Here is a 15,174-nt window from a genome sequence, read left to right on the forward strand (position 1 = left end):
GAGTGACGGCGGCGTTGATGAAGAGTCGGCCGCTCAGAGCCGGTCCGACATCGCATGCAGATACGCACGCACCACCGCGCTGGCGCTGAGCCCGATGGCCCGGTCGTAGGCCTGCCGTGCCGCCGCCCGTGCACCGCCGGCCGCGAGCAGATGGGCGCGCGCCGCCCAGAAGGGCTGGTAGTTCGTCACCTCATTGGCCGCAATGGCATCGAGCGCCCGCAGGCCGGTTTCAGGTCCGCGCGCATTGGCGAGCGCGCAGGCGCGGCTGACCTGTGCCCCGACGCTCGGCCGCAGCGCCAGCAGGCCCTCGTACAGGGCCACCAGTGTTTCGGGCGGCACCGGTGCGCCGGCGCGGCGCTCGCAGTGTGCCGACTGGATCGCCGCCTCCAGCTGGTAGGCGCCGAGCGACTGCATGGCGCAGGCCCGCCGCAGATGGTGTTCAGCTTGCGCGAGCAGTTCATGGTCCCAGCGCGTGATGTCCTGCTGATCGAGCGGCACATAAGCGCCGGCATCGCTGCGGCGCGCGGCCGTGCGGGCCTCGCAGAACAGCATCAGCGCGAGCAGGCCGAGCGGCTCGGGTTCGTTCGGCATCAGGCCACAGAGGATGCGGCAGAGGTCGATGGCCTCGGCCGTGAGGCCGCGGGGCAGGGCGTCGGCGCCGTCCACGTCGTCCCAGCCGGTGCCGTAGGCGGCGTAGATGCCGTCGAGCACGTCCTGCAGCCGCTGCGGCAGGTCGCGCGCTCGCGGATATTCGAAGGGAATGCCGGCCGCGCGGATGCGGGCCTTGGCGCGCACCAGCCGCTGGCCCAGCGTGGCCGGCGCGGTGAGGAAGGCGCCGGCCATGCGCGCGGCGTCGAGCCCGAGCACGGTCTGCAGCATGAGCGGTGCGCGCGCGGCCGCGTCGATGGCCGGATGCGCACACACGAAGAGCAGGCGCAGCCGCTCGTCGGGCACGGCCGCGCCGTCGGTGGTGCCTTCGTCGACCTCGCCGGCCAGCAACATCAGGCTTTGCGTCGCCGCGTCCTGTACGCGGGTGTGGCGCCAGGCGTCGAGCTTGCGGTGCCGCGCCACGCTCAGCAGCCATGCGTCGGGCTGTGCGGGAATGCCATCGGCCGGCCAGCGCTCGAGTGCTCGCGCGAAGGCGTCGGCCAATGCGTCTTCCGATGCGGCGATGTCGTGCGTGCGCGCCGACAGGATGGCCAGCAGCCGGCCATACGAATCGCGCGCCGCACGCTCGGCGGCCTGGCGAGCTGCCGGATTGCTCACCCGAGAACCTCCGCGCTCCGCGCTGCGGTATTCGCCTTGGGAGCGGCCCGGCGGCTCATGCCGTTGCTACAGCCGTGGCCGTGAAGACGGGCCGGACCTCCACTCCACCGCTGGTGGCGCAGGGGGCACGCGCCGCCCACTCGAGTGCCACGTCGAGGTTGGGCACGTCGACCACGAAGTAGCCGCCGAGCTGCTCCTTGGTGTCGGCGAAGGGGCCGTCCTGCACCTGGCGCTTGTCGCCGCGCACGCGCAGCGTGGTGCCGGTCATGGGCGGGAAAAGGCCGTGGCCGCCGAGCGAAATGCCGGCCTGGCGCACGGCGTCGGCGTACGCGACCCAGCTGGCCCGGTAGGCCTGCGAGGACGCATCTTCGCGTTGTTCGAATTCGGCCGCGGGCTGATAGAACATCAACATGTACTGCATGGTGTCTCTCCGTCATGGAAAAGGCTGTCGAGCAGGATCGCTCACCACAATGACGGCCCGCCGGCGGTCATTTCGACACGCAGGGCGTGTCGAGCAGAAGATTTTTTACGCGATTGCCGTCGGGTGCAATGCCCGCCCCGAAGGCGCGAACATCGCCTCCATCTCGCTGCGCAGCTTGTAGGCTGCGGTCGTCCTGTCGATCGCCACGTCGGCCCAGCTCAGGCTCTGGCCCTTCTTCACCGGGCGCACCAGCTTGACGTTGTGCGCCAGCCCGAGCGGCAGGCCGCCCAGGCGCAGAGAGCGCTCGGCCGGCAGCAGCTTGCCCCACACCGTGTAGCCGCCTTCGCCGTCGAGCATTTCGCCTGCCGGCAGGTCGCGCTTGGCGGTGGCGACCACGTCGGCGTTCCAGCAGGTGGCGACACCGGTGGGCTCGCCGCGCAGCGCTACGCTGGCCACCGACATGCCGACTTCGAGGCCGATCAGATGCCAGCGCTTGTAGAGCGTGAAGTAGCGCCCGCTGGGGTCGGTGTGGGCGTTGTATTCCTCGAAGCAGTTCCGGATGTAGTCGGTCTCGGCCTCGACCGTGACCCACACGCCCATGCGGATGTCGTACGGGATCTTCCGCCCGTCGGCCTCCAGCGAGGACACCACCTCGACCATGCCCTTGCGCTCCAGCACGCCGCCCTCGCTCTTCGGCCGCGTGACGAAGGGAATGTCCTCCACGCTCGCGGGCGGGTAGAGCAGGCCGTCCGACGGCACGGTGAGGCCGGTGGCGTTGGCGACCGCCGAGCTTTCGATGGAAGGCTTGGAGCCGTCGAGAAAGCTGTTGAACATCTTCGGGTTGAGACCGCCGCGCCTGGCCTGCTCGGGCGTGAGGCCGTAGTTGCCCCACACCGTCTCGGGAGTCGATTCGGTGAAGTGCGACAGCCACTTGTGGCCGCGCCCGGCCGCCACCACCGGAAAGCCGCAGGTGCGCGCCCAGTCGACCAGGTCGCAGATCAGCGCGGGCTGGTCGCCGAAGGCGAGCGAATACACCACGCCGGCCTGCTGTGCCCGGCGGGCGAGCAGCGGGCCGCAGAAGGCATCGGCCTCGACCGTCACGTTCACCACGTGCTTGCCGTGCGCGAATGCGTCCAGGCAGTGGTCGACCGCGGCGATCGGGTTGCCCGTGCACTCGACCACGATGTCGATCGATGGCTCGCGCGTCACGGCCTGCCAGTCGTCGGTGATCCAGGTGGTGCCTTGCTTCAGCGCTTCCTGCGCCGAAGCCGCGGCGGCGCGCCCCGCCTTCCAGCCCACGCGTTCGAGGTTGACACGGGCCGCGTCGGGCGAGAGGTCGGCAATGGCGACCAGTTGCACGCCGGGCGTGCGCGGAATCTGCGCGAGGTACATCGCGCCGAACTTGCCGGCGCCAATCAGGCCGATGCGGACGGGGCGGCCTTCTGCGGCGCGCTGCTGCAGGCGGGCGTGCAGACTCATGTCGTTCAGGCCTCCACGGTGTCGAGCACGTCGAGCGAGGTGCGCAATGCGCTCTCTGGCAGGCCGTTCTTCCACGGCACCTCGACGGGGTAGGGCTTCAGCAGGCAGTCGTCGGGCAGCATCTCGATGGGCGTGAAGTTTCGGTGCGCGATGTACTCGGGCCGCTTGTGGCGCCGGATGTGATTGCTGACGGCGCACAGGCTCAGGTACACCGCCACGCGGTTGAAGGGCGAGAGGTTGCTGCCCGATGCATGTACGAGGCAGCTGTGAAAGAGGATCATCGAGCCGGCCGGGCCCTTGGGCGAGACGATGCCGCCGTGCTTGCCGCCCGCGCGATCCACCAGCTGGCGGATCAGGTCGTTGTCCACGGTCCACAGCGGGTAGCTGGTGGTCGTGAGGTCATGCTTCGCATCGACCACGCCCTTGCGGTGGCTGCCCGGAATGAACATCAGCGGGCCGTTGTGCTCGGTCACCTCGTCGAGAAAGATCGCGACGTTCATCGCGCGTTCGGTGGGCATCAGGTCATCGTTGAGCCAGGTGCCGTAGTCCTGGTGCCACTGCCACACGTCGCCCTCGAAGGCCATCTTGCCGTTGATCTTGAACTGGTGCATGTAGACCTCTTCGTCGAAGAGGTCGGTCACCGGGCCGACCATGCGCGGATGGCGCGCCAGGCGGGCGAAGGGCTCGCTGACGAGGTGCGCGGCAAAGTTCGTGCGCACGGCGTCGGAGCCTTTCTCGCGCACGTTGAAGGCTTCGCGCCTGCTGTAGAGATCGGGCACCGCGTCGGTCAGCACCCTGGTTTCTTCAGCCGAGAAATGGCCGGGAAAGAACAGATAGCCGTCGCGCTCGAACTGCGCGCGTTGCTCGGGGGGCAGCTTCATGCCTTGTCTCCTTTTTTCTGCGTGGTGGTGGATGCGGTGCGCGCCAGTTGCTGCGCGAGCCGTTCGCTCAATGCCTGGCTGGCCCGAGAGACGTGTTCTTCGCTCAGGCGTGCGGCGCGGTCCGCGTTGCCGGCGGCAATGGCCGCGGCGATCGCCTCGTGCTCGTCCCACAGCGATTCGCGCTGCGGCTCCGCCTGCAGCACCGCGCCCATCGCGCGGCGCAGGTGACGCCAATGCGGGTCGGCGCTCTGGCCGATCAGCGGGTTGCCCGAGGCCTCGTAGATGGCCTGGTGAAAGGCCACGTCCGCATCGATCATGGCTTCGACATTGCGCCCGCGCGCGGCACGCCGGCCGCGTTCGATGAGCTTCAGGTCGATGCGAAAACGCTGGCGCGCCGCGAGCCGTGCGGCCAGCACGTCGAGCGCGCCACGCACCTGGTAGACCTGGCGCATCGCCTCAGCTTCCAGCGGCGCCACCAGCACGCCGCGGCCGGGCGCGTCGAGCACGAAGCCGTCTTTCTTGAGCAGCCGCAGCGCCTGGAGCACGGGCTGGCGAGACACCGAGAGGCGCTGAGCGATGTCTTCCTGCGTGATGCGTTCGCCCGGCGCGAGCGTGCCGCTGCTGATGGCGCCGAGCAGGGCGCGGTAGACCTGGTCGACGAGGTCGGGAGCGACTTCGATGCTGAGGAGCTGGGCGGGCATGTCGGCTTTCTTCGAACTCTGTATACAGAGTACAGAAATTGCGCGAGCATGCATCCCGGGTTTTTACCCATCGGGGCTGCAAAAAAACGCGAGCCCCCGCTAAGCTCGGCCCATGCAATTACCTACCTATGACGACGTCATTGCCGCGGCCGCGCGGCTCGAAGGCCATGCCCACCGCACGCCGGTGCTGCGCTCGGCCACCGCCAACGAACGCTGGGGCGCCGAGTTCTTCTTCAAGTGCGAGAACTTCCAGCGCATGGGCGCATTCAAGTTCCGCGGCGCGTTCAACGCGCTGTCGAAGTTCGATGCCGCGCAGCGCAAGGGCGGCGTGATCGCGTTCTCGTCGGGCAACCATGCGCAGGCCATCGCGCTGTCGGCGCGCCTGCTGGCGATGCCGGCGGTGATCGTCATGCCCAAGGACGCGCCCGCCGCCAAGGTCGCCGCCACCAAGGGCTACGGCGCGGAAGTGGTGATGTACGACCGCTTCACCGAAGACCGCGAGGCGCTGACGAAGCGGCTCGCGCAGGAGCGCGGCATGACGATGATCCCGCCCTACGACCATCCCGACGTGCTTGCGGGGCAGGGCACGGCGGTGAAGGAACTGATCGAGGAAACCGGCCCGCTCGACCACCTGTTCGTGTGCCTGGGCGGCGGCGGGTTGCTGTCGGGTTCGGCGCTGTCGGCGCGCGCGCTGGCGCCGAACTGCAGGGTCTATGGCGTCGAGCCCGAGGCGGGCAACGACGGCCAGCAGTCGTTCCGTGCGGGGAAGATCGTGCACATCGAAACGCCGAAGACCATAGCCGACGGTGCACAGACGCAGCACCTGGGCGAGTACACCTTCGGCATCATCCGCCGTGACGTGGACGACATCTTCACCGTCACCGACGAGCAGCTCGTCGACGCGATGCGCTTCTTCGCCGAGCGCATGAAGATGGTGGTGGAGCCGACCGGCTGCCTTGCCCTTGCAGGCGCCATTGCGGCCGGCAAGGCCGTCGCCGGACAGCGCGTCGGCATCGTGATCAGCGGCGGCAACGTCGACCTGTCGCGCTACGCCGCGCTGATCGCGCCGCAGTAGTTCAGGCGCGTATTCCGCCGGCCGTCAGGTGCAGCAGGCGGTCGGCCCGGGCCGCCGCGCTCTCGGAGTGCGTCACCAGCACCAGCGATGCACCGTGCTCGCGGGTCTGGCTGATCAGCAGTTCCATCACCTTTGCAGCGGTGGACGGATCGAGGTTGCCCGTGGGCTCGTCGGCCAGCAGCAGGGCGGGGCGGTGCACCAGCGCGCGCGCAATCGCCACGCGCTGCAACTGGCCGCCCGACAGCGTCTGCGGCAGCCGAGCGCCCATGCCGGGCAGGCCCACCGATTCGAGCATGTGCGCGACGCGGGCGTCGTCCTTCTGCTGTGCGCCGAGCAGCATCAGCGGCAGCGACACGTTCTGCGCCACGTCGAGGTGCGGCAGCACGTGGAAGGCCTGGAACACGAAGCCGACGTGCCGCCGCCGCCAGAGCGCGCAGGCCTCGCCGTCGAGCGCGCCGATGTCGGTGCCTTCGTGCGTGACCGTGCCCTGGTCCCAGCTGTCAAGGCCGGCCATGCAGTTGAGCAGCGTCGACTTGCCGACGCCCGATTCGCCTACGACGGCGACGAACTCGCCGGGCCGGACCTCCAGCGTCACGTTCTCGAAGACAGGCGCATCGCCGTAGTGCTTGCCGAGGTTGGAAATGCGCAGCGTCATCCGGGGCTTGTGGTCTTGGCGATCAGTTGAACGGCGGCCTGCACCGCGTCGGGCGCGTCGCAGGCGATCACGGTGCGCTGCGACATGCTGCGCAGCCAGGTGATCTGCCGCTTGGCAAGCTGGCGTGTGGCGGCGATGCCACGTTCGCGCAGCTCGGCCATGGCCTTGGCGGAGGGTGCCGCGTTGTCGCAGGCATCGAGCGTTTCCCACGCCTGCCGGTAGCCGACGCAGCGCATCGAGGGCAACTCGGTCGACAGGTCGCCGCGCGCGCGCAACGAACGCACTTCGTCGAGGAAGCCGGCCGCAAGCATCGCGTCGAAGCGCTCGGCGATGCGCGTGTGCAGCCAGGCGCGGTCGGCCGGCTCGAGCGAGAACAGCACGCCGCCTTCGACAGCCTTGGCGGTCTTGTTGTCGCTCGCATGAAAGCTCGACAGCGGCTGGCCGCTGCTCTCCCACACTTCGAGCGCGCGCTGGATGCGCTGGCTGTCCTGCGGCGCGAGCCGCGCGGCCGTGACCGGGTCGACCTGCGCGAGCCGCGCGTGCATGGCCGGCCAGCCGAGCGTGGCGGCTTCCGCATCGATGCGCGCGCGCACTGCGGCATCGGCCGTGGGCATGGCGTCGATACCGTCGAACAGCGCCTTGAAATAAAGCATCGTGCCGCCCACCAGCAGCGGCAGCGCGCCGCGCGCGCGGATCTCGCCGATGAGCCGAGTGGCGTCGGCCACGAACGCGGCGGCGCTGTAGCTCTCGCGCGGATCGAGGATGTCGATCAGGTGATGCGGCACGGCGGCCTGTTCGGCGGGCGTGGGCTTGGCGGTGCCGATGTTCATGCCGCGGTAGACGAGTGCCGAATCCACCGAGACGATTTCCACCGGCTGGATGCGCGCGAGCGCCAGCGCGGCGGCCGTCTTGCCCGAAGCGGTGGGGCCGGCCAGCGCCACGTAGCGCGGCGGATCGGAGCGCGCAGCGGCGGGCGATGCCGGAGAAGCCGGAGATGGGGCCTCGGCGGCCGGTGCGAAGCTGGGAGACATGATGCGCCGAGGGTAGCAAATGGCGCGTGCCGGTTTGCGGACCGGGGCGGATGGCCCGCGGCCGCGCTTCCCGGGCCCACGCGTTGACGGCGCAGTCTTGGAGTTTCAGGCAAGAACACGCGCGAATCAGGCTAGCGGCCGACGGGTCTTCGCCCGACACTGGCCGGCGACGTGCCGGCCCGCATGCCGCGGCATGCGCAGAGGGCCATCCGTCGAATCAGACAATTCCTTTTTCTCACGATGCCATGACGAAAACAGAAACGACCGAACTCCAGCGGATTCAGCCATGCGGCACGGATCGCGCCGCGAGGGCGCCGGGCTCCCTTGTCGCCTCCTTCGCAATGGTCCTGGGCCTTGGTGCAGGCGCCGTGTGGCCACTGCACGCCGCAGCGAACCAGGCGCTGGCGCAAAAGTATTCATGCGTCGCATGCCACCAGCCCGCGACCAAGGTGGTGGGCCCGTCCTGGAAAGACATCGGCGCCAAATACGGCGACGGCAAGGGCACGGCCGCACAGTTGGCCGCAAGCATCAAGGCAGGCAGCTCGGGCAAATGGGGCGCGATGCCGATGCCGCCGCAGGCCCAGGTGCCCGATGCCGACCTGCAGTCGCTGGCCCAGTGGCTGCTCGACGGCGCCAAGTGAATCCGACCCTCAACCACCCACGGAGAAAAAGAACATGAGTGCGCTCCACGTCAATGGCCGTGAACACACGGTCGATGCCGATCCCGGCACCCCCATCCTCTGGGCCCTGCGCGACTCGCTGGGCATGACCGGCACCAAGTTCGGCTGCGGTGCCGCGCTGTGCGGTGCCTGCACCGTGCACATGGACGGCCAGGCCATCCGCTCGTGCATCACGCCCATCGCCGCGGCCGAAGGCAAGAAGATCACCACCATCGAGGCCGCCACCGACGGCAGCGACAAGGTCGGCGCCGCGGTGCACGCCGCCTGGGTGCGGCACGACGTCGCGCAGTGCGGCTACTGCCAGAGCGGGCAGATCATGAGCGCGACCGCGTTCCTGAAGTCGCTCCCCGCGGGCAAGCAGCCCAGCGCCGACGAGATCGACTCGGCCATGGCCGGCAACATCTGCCGCTGCGGCACCTATGCGCGCATCCGCGCCGCCGTGGCCGATGCGGCCCGAACCCTCGCCTGAAGGAGTCCTCATGCTGCCCTCCATCGACTACCACGACCTGCCGCGCGCCCTGCAGCGCCTGATGGCCCAGGCTTCGGCCGAAGAGCCCGCCACGCTGCCTCGCCGCAGCTTCCTCAAGATGGCCGGTGCCGGCGGCCTCGCGCTCGGCGCCTTTCCCCACCTGGCCATGGCGCAGGCCGATGGTGCAAAGCCAGCGGCCGGCGGCCTCAAGCCGACGCAGCAACCCTCGGCCTTCGTGCAGATCGCGCCCAGCGGCGAAGTCACGGTGACCATCAACCGGCTCGAATTCGGCCAGGGCGTGCAGACCGGCCTGCCGATGATCCTGGCCGAGGAACTGGACGCCGACTGGGCGCTGGTGCGCAGCCGCAACGGCACGAACGATGCGGCATACGCAGACCCTCTGTTCGGCATGCACCTGACCGGCGGCTCCAATTCGATCAAGAACAGCTTCACGCAGTACCGCGAACTCGGCGCCCGCGCCCGGGCCATGCTGCTGTCGGCTGCGGCGGCGCGCTGGAAGGTCGACCCGGCCACGCTGCGCACGCAGGCCGGCACGGTGCTGGGCCCGGGCGGCCGCAAACTGGGCTACGGCGAACTGGCCGAGGCGGCCATGGCGCTGCCGGTGCCCGAGAAGGTCACGTTGAAGAACCCCAAGGACTTCCGGATCATCGGCCGCGCAACGACGCGCCTGGACGCGCGCGCCAAGAGCAGCGGAAAGCAGGACTTCGGCATCGACGTGCGGCAGCCGGGCCAGCTCACGGCCGTGGTGGCGCATCCGCCGGTGTTCGGCGCCCGCCTGGCCTCGGTGGACGACAGCGCCGCGCGCGCCGTCAAGGGCGTGAAGGCCGTGGTGCGCATCCCGCTGGACCGCGGCGCCGAAGGCGTGGCCGTGGTGGCCGACGGCTACTGGCCGGCCAAGCTGGGCCGCGACGCGCTGAAGCTGCAATGGGACACGGCCGCCGTGGAAAAGGTGGACAGCGACAAGCAGCTGGTCCAATACCGTGACCTCGCCGGCCGTCCCGGCAATCGCAAGTTCGACGCCGACATGGCACCGCTGGCCACCGCGCCGCGCAAGCTCGAGGCCGAGTTCGTGTTTCCGTACCTCGCGCACGCGCCGATGGAGCCACTGAACTGCACCGTGAAGCTGTCGGACGGACGCGCCGAACTGTGGGTCGGCACCCAGAGCGCCGACCTCGACGGCCAGGCTGCGGCACGCACGCTGAAGCTCGATCCCTCGCAGGTGAAGGTGAACGTGCAGATGGCGGGCGGCGGTTTCGGCCGGCGCTTCGTGGGCTCGAGCGACTTCGTGGTCGAGGCCTGCGAGATCGCCAAGGCCACGCGCGCGGCAGGCCTCGACGCGCCCGTGCGCCTGCTGTGGAGCCGCGAGGACGACATCAAGGGCGGCTACTACCGCCCCATGCACCTGCACCGCGCGCGCATCGGCTTCGACGAGCGAGGCAAGATCCTGGCTTGGGACCACGTCATCGTGGGCCAGTCCATCACCGCGGGCACGGTGTTCGCCGGGATGATGGTGAAGGATGGCATCGACGCCACGGCCGTCGAGGGCATGCGCGATCCGTACCCGGTGCCGATGCGCCTCACGGTACACCATCCGCAGGTCAACGTGCCGGTGCTGTGGTGGCGCAGCGTGGGTTCCACCCACACCGCCTTCGTGATGGAAACACTGATCGACGAGATCGCCCGCAGCACCAGGCAGGACCCGGTGGCCTACCGCATGCAGCTGTTCGGCGACAAGCACCCGCGCCATCGCGCCGCGCTGCAGCTGGCCGTGGACAAGAGCGGCTACGGCAAGAAGAAGCTGGCGGATGGCCGCGCCTGGGGCGTGGCGGTGCACGAGTCCTTCGAATCTGTGGTGGCCTACGTGGTGGAAGCCTCGGTCAAGGACGGCCAGCCGGTGCTGCACCGCGTGACCAGCGGCGTGCACTGCAACCTCGCCGTCAACCCGCGCAGCGTGGAGGCGCAGGTGCAGGGCGCGGCGGTGATGGGGCTGTCGACCTGCCTGCAAGGCAGCGCGATCACGCTGAAGGACGGCGTGGTGCAGCAGGGCAACTTCGGCGACTTCACCGTGGCGCGCATCACGCAGGTGCCGGAGTTCGACATCCACATCGTGCCCAGCGCCGATGCGCCCAAGGGGATGGGCGAGCCCGGCCTGCCGCCGCTGGCGCCCGCGTTCGCCAATGCCGTCGCGCAGCTGACGGGCAAGCCTTTGCGGCAACTGCCTTTCAACCTGGCCTGATACGGGATTGCGTTCGAAGGGGGTTGTCCTTTCGAACGCAGCCCCGGGCTAGATCGCCGCGGGCACGCTGCTCGCGCGCGCCTCGCCGTGCACGTCCTGCGGAGCCAGCGAGGGCGGCGACAGCTTCGGCTGGTTGCGCGCCACCATGCCCTCGGGCTTCATGCGGAACAGCTGTGCCAGCGCCGCGCGGTACTGCGCCTCGCCGACCGAGTTGGTGTTGTGGTGCGAGCCGCCTTCGACCAGCACGAACAGCTTGGGCACGGTGGCCGCGTCGTAGAGCTTGCGGCCCAGCGTGGGGTTGATCAGGCTGTCGGCCGTGCCATGCACCACCAGCAGCGGCGCACCGATGTCCTTGACGGTGTTGATGGCCTCGAAGCGCTGCGTGATGAGGGCCCCGAAGGGAAGCCAGCCCCATTTGAAGCCGCTGACCACGTCGGCGATGGAAGTGAAAGTGCTCTCCACGATGGTGCCGCTTTCGTCGTTCACATGCGCCGCCAGGTCGATGCCGATGGCGCCGCCCAGCGAGTGGCCGAAGATGTAGCGGTGCTGCCTGGGATGGCGCGCAGCCAGCCAGGTCCAGGCGGCGCGGGCGTCCTCGCGGGCCGACTCTTCCGAGGGCAGGCCCTTGGAGCTCTTGCCGAAGCCGCGGTAGTCGATCGCCAGAACCGAGAAGCCCAGCTCGTGCATGCGCTGGATGCGCGGCGCCGAGCCGGCCACGTTGTAGCGGGCACCGTGCAGGTACAGCAGCACGGGCGTGTCGGTGGTCTCGGGCGCGCCGCCCAGCCACAGGCCGTGCAGGCGGGCGGGCTCACCGGTGGTGGACGACTGGAAATCGATCCACACGTCTTCCATGCCCTTGGCCATGGTGGCGGTATTGCCCCAGCTGCTATCGCTGGGCTGAAAGATCCATTCGCGCTGCCGCTCGTCGAGCGTCGAGCAGCCGGCGGCCAGCAGGGCACACAGCGAGAGGACAGACGCGAGGAGGGTCCAGCGTTTCATCATGGGGTTGAAGGACAGCAGAGCCGGCTGAAAAGTTCATCTGCTTTCACCGAGGTGCGCCGACACTGCACTTTGGTAACCCCCCGAAACAACGCTCGCTGGCGTCTTGACGAACCTATGCAACGTACGTGCCCACAATTCCGATGACGGCGGAAAACCCTAGAAAAAAGGCCTAAAAACGCGGATCTGCCTATCGGCCACGCATGAACAGCGAATCGAGCTCGCGGATCGACAGCTGGCGCCAGGTCGGCCGGCCGTGGTTGCATTGGTCCGAACGTTCTGTTGCTTCCATCTGGCGTAACAGTGCGTTCATCTCGTCGATGGTGAGCTTTCGGTTGGCCCGCACTGCCCCGTGGCAGGCCATGGTGGACAGCAGTTCGTTCTGGGCGCGTTGCACCACGGTGCTCGCGTCGTGCTGGCCCAGCTCGGCCAGCACGCTGCGCGCCAGTTCCACCGGATCGCCGTCGGCCAGTGTTCCGGGCACGGCACGCACCGCGAGGGTGCGCGCCGAGAAGGGGGTGATTTCCAGGCCCAGCGTCGGCAGCACTTCGGCGCAGGCTTCGGCCGTGGCCACTTCCTGCGGCGTGGCGGCGAAGGTGGCCGGGATCAGCAGCGGCTGGCTGGCGATGGCTGCGCCTTCGAGCTGCGTCTTGAGTCGCTCGTAGACGATGCGCTCGTGCGCAGCGTGCATGTCGACGATCACCAGGCCCTGGCTGTTCTCGGCCAGGATGTAGATGCCCTGCAGTTGGGCCAGCGCGCGGCCCAGCGGCCAGGCCTCCTCGTTGGTGGCGAGGGGGGCGGTGTCGGCGCGGTCGTCCGCGGGCAGCCCTGCGGATGGCGGGAACGTCGTCGCAACCGCACTGGCGGAAGGCCAAAGGAGCGAGGCGGTGGGCTCCGCCGTATGCGCCAACTGCTCGCTGCGCCTGGGCCACATGGCCTCGAAGTCGCCGGCGCCGCGTTCCCGCGCCGTGAAATTGATGGCGGGCTGCGCCCAACTGGCGTTCGATGGCAGCGGGGCCTGCTTGAAGAACGGCTGCGGTGCGCCCGCGGCCACCACGGCGTCGCCCGCGCGTGGAGCCGCCAGCGCGTCCTCGATGGCGTGGCGCACCGCCTGGTGCACCTCGCGCCCGTCGCGAAAGCGCACTTCGATCTTGGTCGGATGCACGTTCACGTCGACGCGCGCCGGATCGATTTCGAGGTACAGCGCATAGATCGGCTGGCGCTGTCCGTGCAGCACGTCTTCGTACGCGCTGCGCACCGCGTGCGAGAGCACCTTGTCGCGCACGAAGCGGCCGTTGACGTAGAAGAACTGCTGGTCGCCGCGCGAGCGCGCCGCATCGGGAATGCCGGCGCGGCCGATCACGCGCACCGGGCCGCCTTCGCGCTCGACGGCCACGCTCTGCGCCACGAAATCGTCGCTCAGTGCATCGGCCAGCCGCTGCTCGCGCGTGGTGGCGGCGCGCCACTGCTCGACCAGCTTGCCGTCATGCCAGACCGAAAAGCCCACCTCCGGCCGTGCCAGCGCGTGGCGGCGCACCGCCTCGATGCAATGGGCCAGTTCGGTGGCGTCGGTCTTCAGGAACTTGCGGCGCGCGGGGGTTGCGAAGAACAGCTCGCGCACCTCGACCGTGGTGCCGGTGGAGCGGGCCACGGGCCGCAATTCGCCGGTGCGGCCGTCGAGTGCGAAGGCACCCTCGGAACCGGCGAAGCGCGAAAGGATGCTGAGTTCGGCGATCGCATTGATGGCGGCCAGCGCTTCGCCCCGGAATCCCATGGTGCCGACCGTTTCGAGGTCGTTGAGGCTCGCGATCTTGCTGGTCGCGTGGCGGCGCAGGGCCACCGTGAGTTCCTCGCGCGGGATGCCCAGGCCGTCGTCCTCGACCGAGATCAGCCGCACGCCGCCCGAGGCCAGCCGCACCGTGATCTGGCCGGCGCCGGCGTCGAGCGCGTTGTCCAGCAGTTCGCGCACCACCGAGGCGGGGCGCTCAACGACTTCGCCGGCGGCGATCTGGCTGATCAGCTCGTCGGGGAGTTCGCGGATGGGGCGGCGTTCGGTGGGGGAGATGGAAGTGGGGAGGGCGCTCACCGGGGCATTCTAAAAGCGGTGCTCGTTCAGGCGCTGGCCCGCATCGGTGGCACGCGTATGTGCGGCATGGGGTGATTGGCAGGGCGTTCGGTGGCAGCAAGGATAATCCGCCCCCATGGAAATCATCAGCTTTCTCGTCGACTTCATCCTTCACGTCGACAAGCACCTCGAAGCCTTCGTCATTGCCTACGGGCCCTGGGTCTATGCGCTGCTGTTCCTCATCGTCTTCGTGGAGACCGGCGCGGTGGTGATGCCGTTCCTGCCCGGGGACTCGCTGCTCTTCATCGTGGGCGCGCTGTGCGGCGTGGGGCTCATGAGCTTTCCGCTGGCCTGCGGGATCCTCATCGCCGCGGCCATCCTGGGCGACCAGTGCAACTATTCGATCGGCCGCTACTTCGGGCCGAAGGTGTTCCAGTGGGAGAACTCGCGCTTCTTCAACCGCAAGGCCTTCGACCAGGCCCACGGCTTCTACGAGCGCTACGGCGGCATCACCATCATCCTTGCGCGTTTCATGCCCTTCATCCGCACCTTCGCGCCGTTCGTGGCCGGCGTGGCCGAGATGAGCCGCGCGAAGTTCACCATGTACAACGTGATCGGCGGGCTCCTCTGGGTGCTGGGCATCGCGACCGCGGGTTACTTCTTCGGCAACCTGCCCTTCGTGCGCCAGCATCTGGACAAGATCATCTGGGCGCTGATCTTCGTGCCCGGCCTGCTCGCGATCTTTGGCGCGTGGCGTGCATCGAAGGCAGAGAAGGAGCGCGCGGCGCGGGCCTGACGACTTGCTCCATCAACGACAAAGCGCGCCAATCGGCGCGCTTTGTCGTTCAGGCTGCTATCAGTAGTTCGGCCCGTTGCCCGGGTAGTAGCCGCTGCCCCGCGGATAGCGCTGCTGGTTGTAGTAGTTGCGCTCGTCGGCACTGCGACCGATCTGGTTGCCGATGACGCCGCCGATGGCCGCGCCACCCACCGTGCTTGCGGTGTTGCCGCCGATGGCATTGCCCACCAGCGCGCCGCCTACGACGCCTACCCCGGTCCCGAGATTCTGGTTAGGGCCGCTCGCGCAGCCTGCAATCGCCATGACCGAAGTGGCTGCGGCTGCAGCGATCCAGAGACGTGTGTTCATGATGTCCACCTTTCGAGGAGTGATGATTCATCATGTCCGCAAGGCGGTGCC

Annotated in this window: 15 protein-coding genes; 5 read left to right on the plus strand and 10 right to left on the minus strand. The window is 68.9% G+C overall.

Annotation, left to right across the window (positions count from 1 at the left end; all coding sequences use genetic code 11):
• Positions 1-33: 33 nt before the first annotated feature.
• The 5 genes from AC1DFC_RS03465 to AC1DFC_RS03485 form a co-directional block, all read right to left on the minus strand.
• Positions 34-1,266, minus strand: coding sequence for an RNA polymerase sigma factor (locus AC1DFC_RS03465; protein WP_413312532.1), 1,233 nt, complete (start codon positions 1,264-1,266; stop codon positions 34-36).
• Between the two features lie 55 nt (positions 1,267-1,321).
• A complete protein-coding gene (locus AC1DFC_RS03470) occupies positions 1,322-1,687 on the minus strand; it encodes a YciI family protein (protein WP_007836593.1) in 366 nt (121 codons plus the stop codon).
• 105 nt (positions 1,688-1,792) lie between these two features.
• The gene (locus tag AC1DFC_RS03475) at positions 1,793-3,166 is read right to left on the minus strand and encodes an NAD(P)H-dependent oxidoreductase (protein ID WP_478178676.1); all 1,374 of its coding nucleotides are present in this window, start codon (positions 3,164-3,166) and stop codon (positions 1,793-1,795) included.
• A gap of 5 nt (positions 3,167-3,171) precedes the next feature.
• A complete protein-coding gene (locus AC1DFC_RS03480) occupies positions 3,172-4,047 on the minus strand; it encodes a phytanoyl-CoA dioxygenase family protein (protein WP_413331865.1) in 876 nt (291 codons plus the stop codon).
• Positions 4,044-4,748, minus strand: a complete 705-nt coding sequence (locus AC1DFC_RS03485; RefSeq protein WP_413331866.1) for a GntR family transcriptional regulator — start codon at positions 4,746-4,748, stop codon at positions 4,044-4,046. The genes AC1DFC_RS03480 and AC1DFC_RS03485 overlap by 4 nt, the downstream gene beginning before the upstream one ends.
• 112 nt (positions 4,749-4,860) lie before the next feature.
• On the opposite strand from AC1DFC_RS03485, the gene AC1DFC_RS03490 reads away from it, so the two are divergent.
• On the plus strand, positions 4,861-5,823 hold the full coding sequence (locus tag AC1DFC_RS03490) for a threo-3-hydroxy-L-aspartate ammonia-lyase (RefSeq protein ID WP_478178677.1): 963 nt from the start codon (positions 4,861-4,863) through the stop codon (positions 5,821-5,823).
• A gap of 1 nt (position 5,824) precedes the next feature.
• On the opposite strand, the gene AC1DFC_RS03495 is transcribed toward AC1DFC_RS03490, so the two are convergent.
• Entirely contained in the window at positions 5,825-6,478 is a 654-nt protein-coding gene (locus AC1DFC_RS03495; protein ID WP_413312522.1) for an ABC transporter ATP-binding protein, read from the minus strand.
• A complete protein-coding gene (gene miaA / locus AC1DFC_RS03500) occupies positions 6,475-7,509 on the minus strand; it encodes a tRNA (adenosine(37)-N6)-dimethylallyltransferase MiaA (RefSeq protein ID WP_478178678.1) in 1,035 nt (344 codons plus the stop codon). Before miaA ends, AC1DFC_RS03495 begins: the two co-directional genes overlap by 4 nt.
• Positions 7,510-7,754: 245 nt before the next feature.
• Between miaA and AC1DFC_RS03505 the strand changes: the two genes are divergently transcribed.
• Genes AC1DFC_RS03505 through AC1DFC_RS03515 form a run of 3 tightly spaced genes read left to right on the plus strand, consistent with a single transcriptional unit; the run spans position 7,755 to position 10,915 of the window.
• Positions 7,755-8,150: a c-type cytochrome gene (locus AC1DFC_RS03505; protein WP_478178679.1), complete on the plus strand. Its 396-nt coding sequence runs from the start codon at positions 7,755-7,757 to the stop codon at positions 8,148-8,150.
• 34 nt (positions 8,151-8,184) lie between these two features.
• The gene (locus AC1DFC_RS03510; RefSeq protein WP_007836578.1) at positions 8,185-8,658 is read left to right on the plus strand and encodes a (2Fe-2S)-binding protein; all 474 of its coding nucleotides are present in this window, start codon (positions 8,185-8,187) and stop codon (positions 8,656-8,658) included.
• 10 nt (positions 8,659-8,668) lie between these two features.
• Positions 8,669-10,915, plus strand: a complete 2,247-nt coding sequence (locus tag AC1DFC_RS03515; protein WP_413312514.1) for a xanthine dehydrogenase family protein molybdopterin-binding subunit — start codon at positions 8,669-8,671, stop codon at positions 10,913-10,915.
• A gap of 48 nt (positions 10,916-10,963) precedes the next feature.
• Here AC1DFC_RS03515 and AC1DFC_RS03520 read toward each other — a convergent pair whose 3' ends face one another.
• Both AC1DFC_RS03520 and mutL read right to left on the minus strand, forming a co-directional pair.
• On the minus strand, positions 10,964-11,914 hold the full coding sequence (locus AC1DFC_RS03520; RefSeq protein WP_237726147.1) for an alpha/beta hydrolase: 951 nt from the start codon (positions 11,912-11,914) through the stop codon (positions 10,964-10,966).
• Between the two features lie 190 nt (positions 11,915-12,104).
• Positions 12,105-14,000: a DNA mismatch repair endonuclease MutL gene (gene mutL / locus AC1DFC_RS03525; protein WP_007836575.1), complete on the minus strand. Its 1,896-nt coding sequence runs from the start codon at positions 13,998-14,000 to the stop codon at positions 12,105-12,107.
• A 115-nt stretch (positions 14,001-14,115) separates the two neighbouring features.
• Between mutL and AC1DFC_RS03530 the strand changes: the two genes are divergently transcribed.
• On the plus strand, positions 14,116-14,775 hold the full coding sequence (locus tag AC1DFC_RS03530; protein ID WP_007836574.1) for a DedA family protein: 660 nt from the start codon (positions 14,116-14,118) through the stop codon (positions 14,773-14,775).
• Positions 14,776-14,835: 60 nt separating this feature from the next.
• On the opposite strand, the gene AC1DFC_RS03535 is transcribed toward AC1DFC_RS03530, so the two are convergent.
• Complete coding sequence (locus tag AC1DFC_RS03535; protein WP_007836573.1) at positions 14,836-15,123, minus strand: glycine zipper domain-containing protein; 288 nt, start codon at positions 15,121-15,123, stop codon at positions 14,836-14,838.
• Between the last annotated feature and the right edge of the window lie 51 nt (positions 15,124-15,174).

This window comes from Variovorax sp. 10L421, from assembly GCF_056395365.1.

Bases quoted from the DNA above. Each gene is read 5' to 3' on its own strand.
- AC1DFC_RS03470 (WP_007836593.1), bottom strand. From the start codon at position 1,687: ATGCAGTACATGTTGATGTTCTATCAGCCCGCGGCCGAATTCGAACAA.
- AC1DFC_RS03475 (WP_478178676.1), bottom strand. From the start codon at position 3,166: ATGAGTCTGCACGCCCGCCTGCAGCAGCGCGCCGCAGAAGGCCGCCCC.
- AC1DFC_RS03480 (WP_413331865.1), bottom strand. From the start codon at position 4,047: ATGAAGCTGCCCCCCGAGCAACGCGCGCAGTTCGAGCGCGACGGCTAT.
- AC1DFC_RS03485 (WP_413331866.1), bottom strand. From the start codon at position 4,748: ATGCCCGCCCAGCTCCTCAGCATCGAAGTCGCTCCCGACCTCGTCGAC.
- AC1DFC_RS03490 (WP_478178677.1), top strand. From the start codon at position 4,861: ATGCAATTACCTACCTATGACGACGTCATTGCCGCGGCCGCGCGGCTC.
- AC1DFC_RS03495 (WP_413312522.1), bottom strand. From the start codon at position 6,478: ATGACGCTGCGCATTTCCAACCTCGGCAAGCACTACGGCGATGCGCCT.
- miaA (WP_478178678.1), bottom strand. From the start codon at position 7,509: ATGTCTCCCAGCTTCGCACCGGCCGCCGAGGCCCCATCTCCGGCTTCT.
- AC1DFC_RS03505 (WP_478178679.1), top strand. From the start codon at position 7,755: ATGACGAAAACAGAAACGACCGAACTCCAGCGGATTCAGCCATGCGGC.
- AC1DFC_RS03510 (WP_007836578.1), top strand. From the start codon at position 8,185: ATGAGTGCGCTCCACGTCAATGGCCGTGAACACACGGTCGATGCCGAT.
- AC1DFC_RS03515 (WP_413312514.1), top strand. From the start codon at position 8,669: ATGCTGCCCTCCATCGACTACCACGACCTGCCGCGCGCCCTGCAGCGC.
- AC1DFC_RS03520 (WP_237726147.1), bottom strand. From the start codon at position 11,914: ATGAAACGCTGGACCCTCCTCGCGTCTGTCCTCTCGCTGTGTGCCCTG.
- AC1DFC_RS03530 (WP_007836574.1), top strand. From the start codon at position 14,116: ATGGAAATCATCAGCTTTCTCGTCGACTTCATCCTTCACGTCGACAAG.
- AC1DFC_RS03535 (WP_007836573.1), bottom strand. From the start codon at position 15,123: ATGAACACACGTCTCTGGATCGCTGCAGCCGCAGCCACTTCGGTCATG.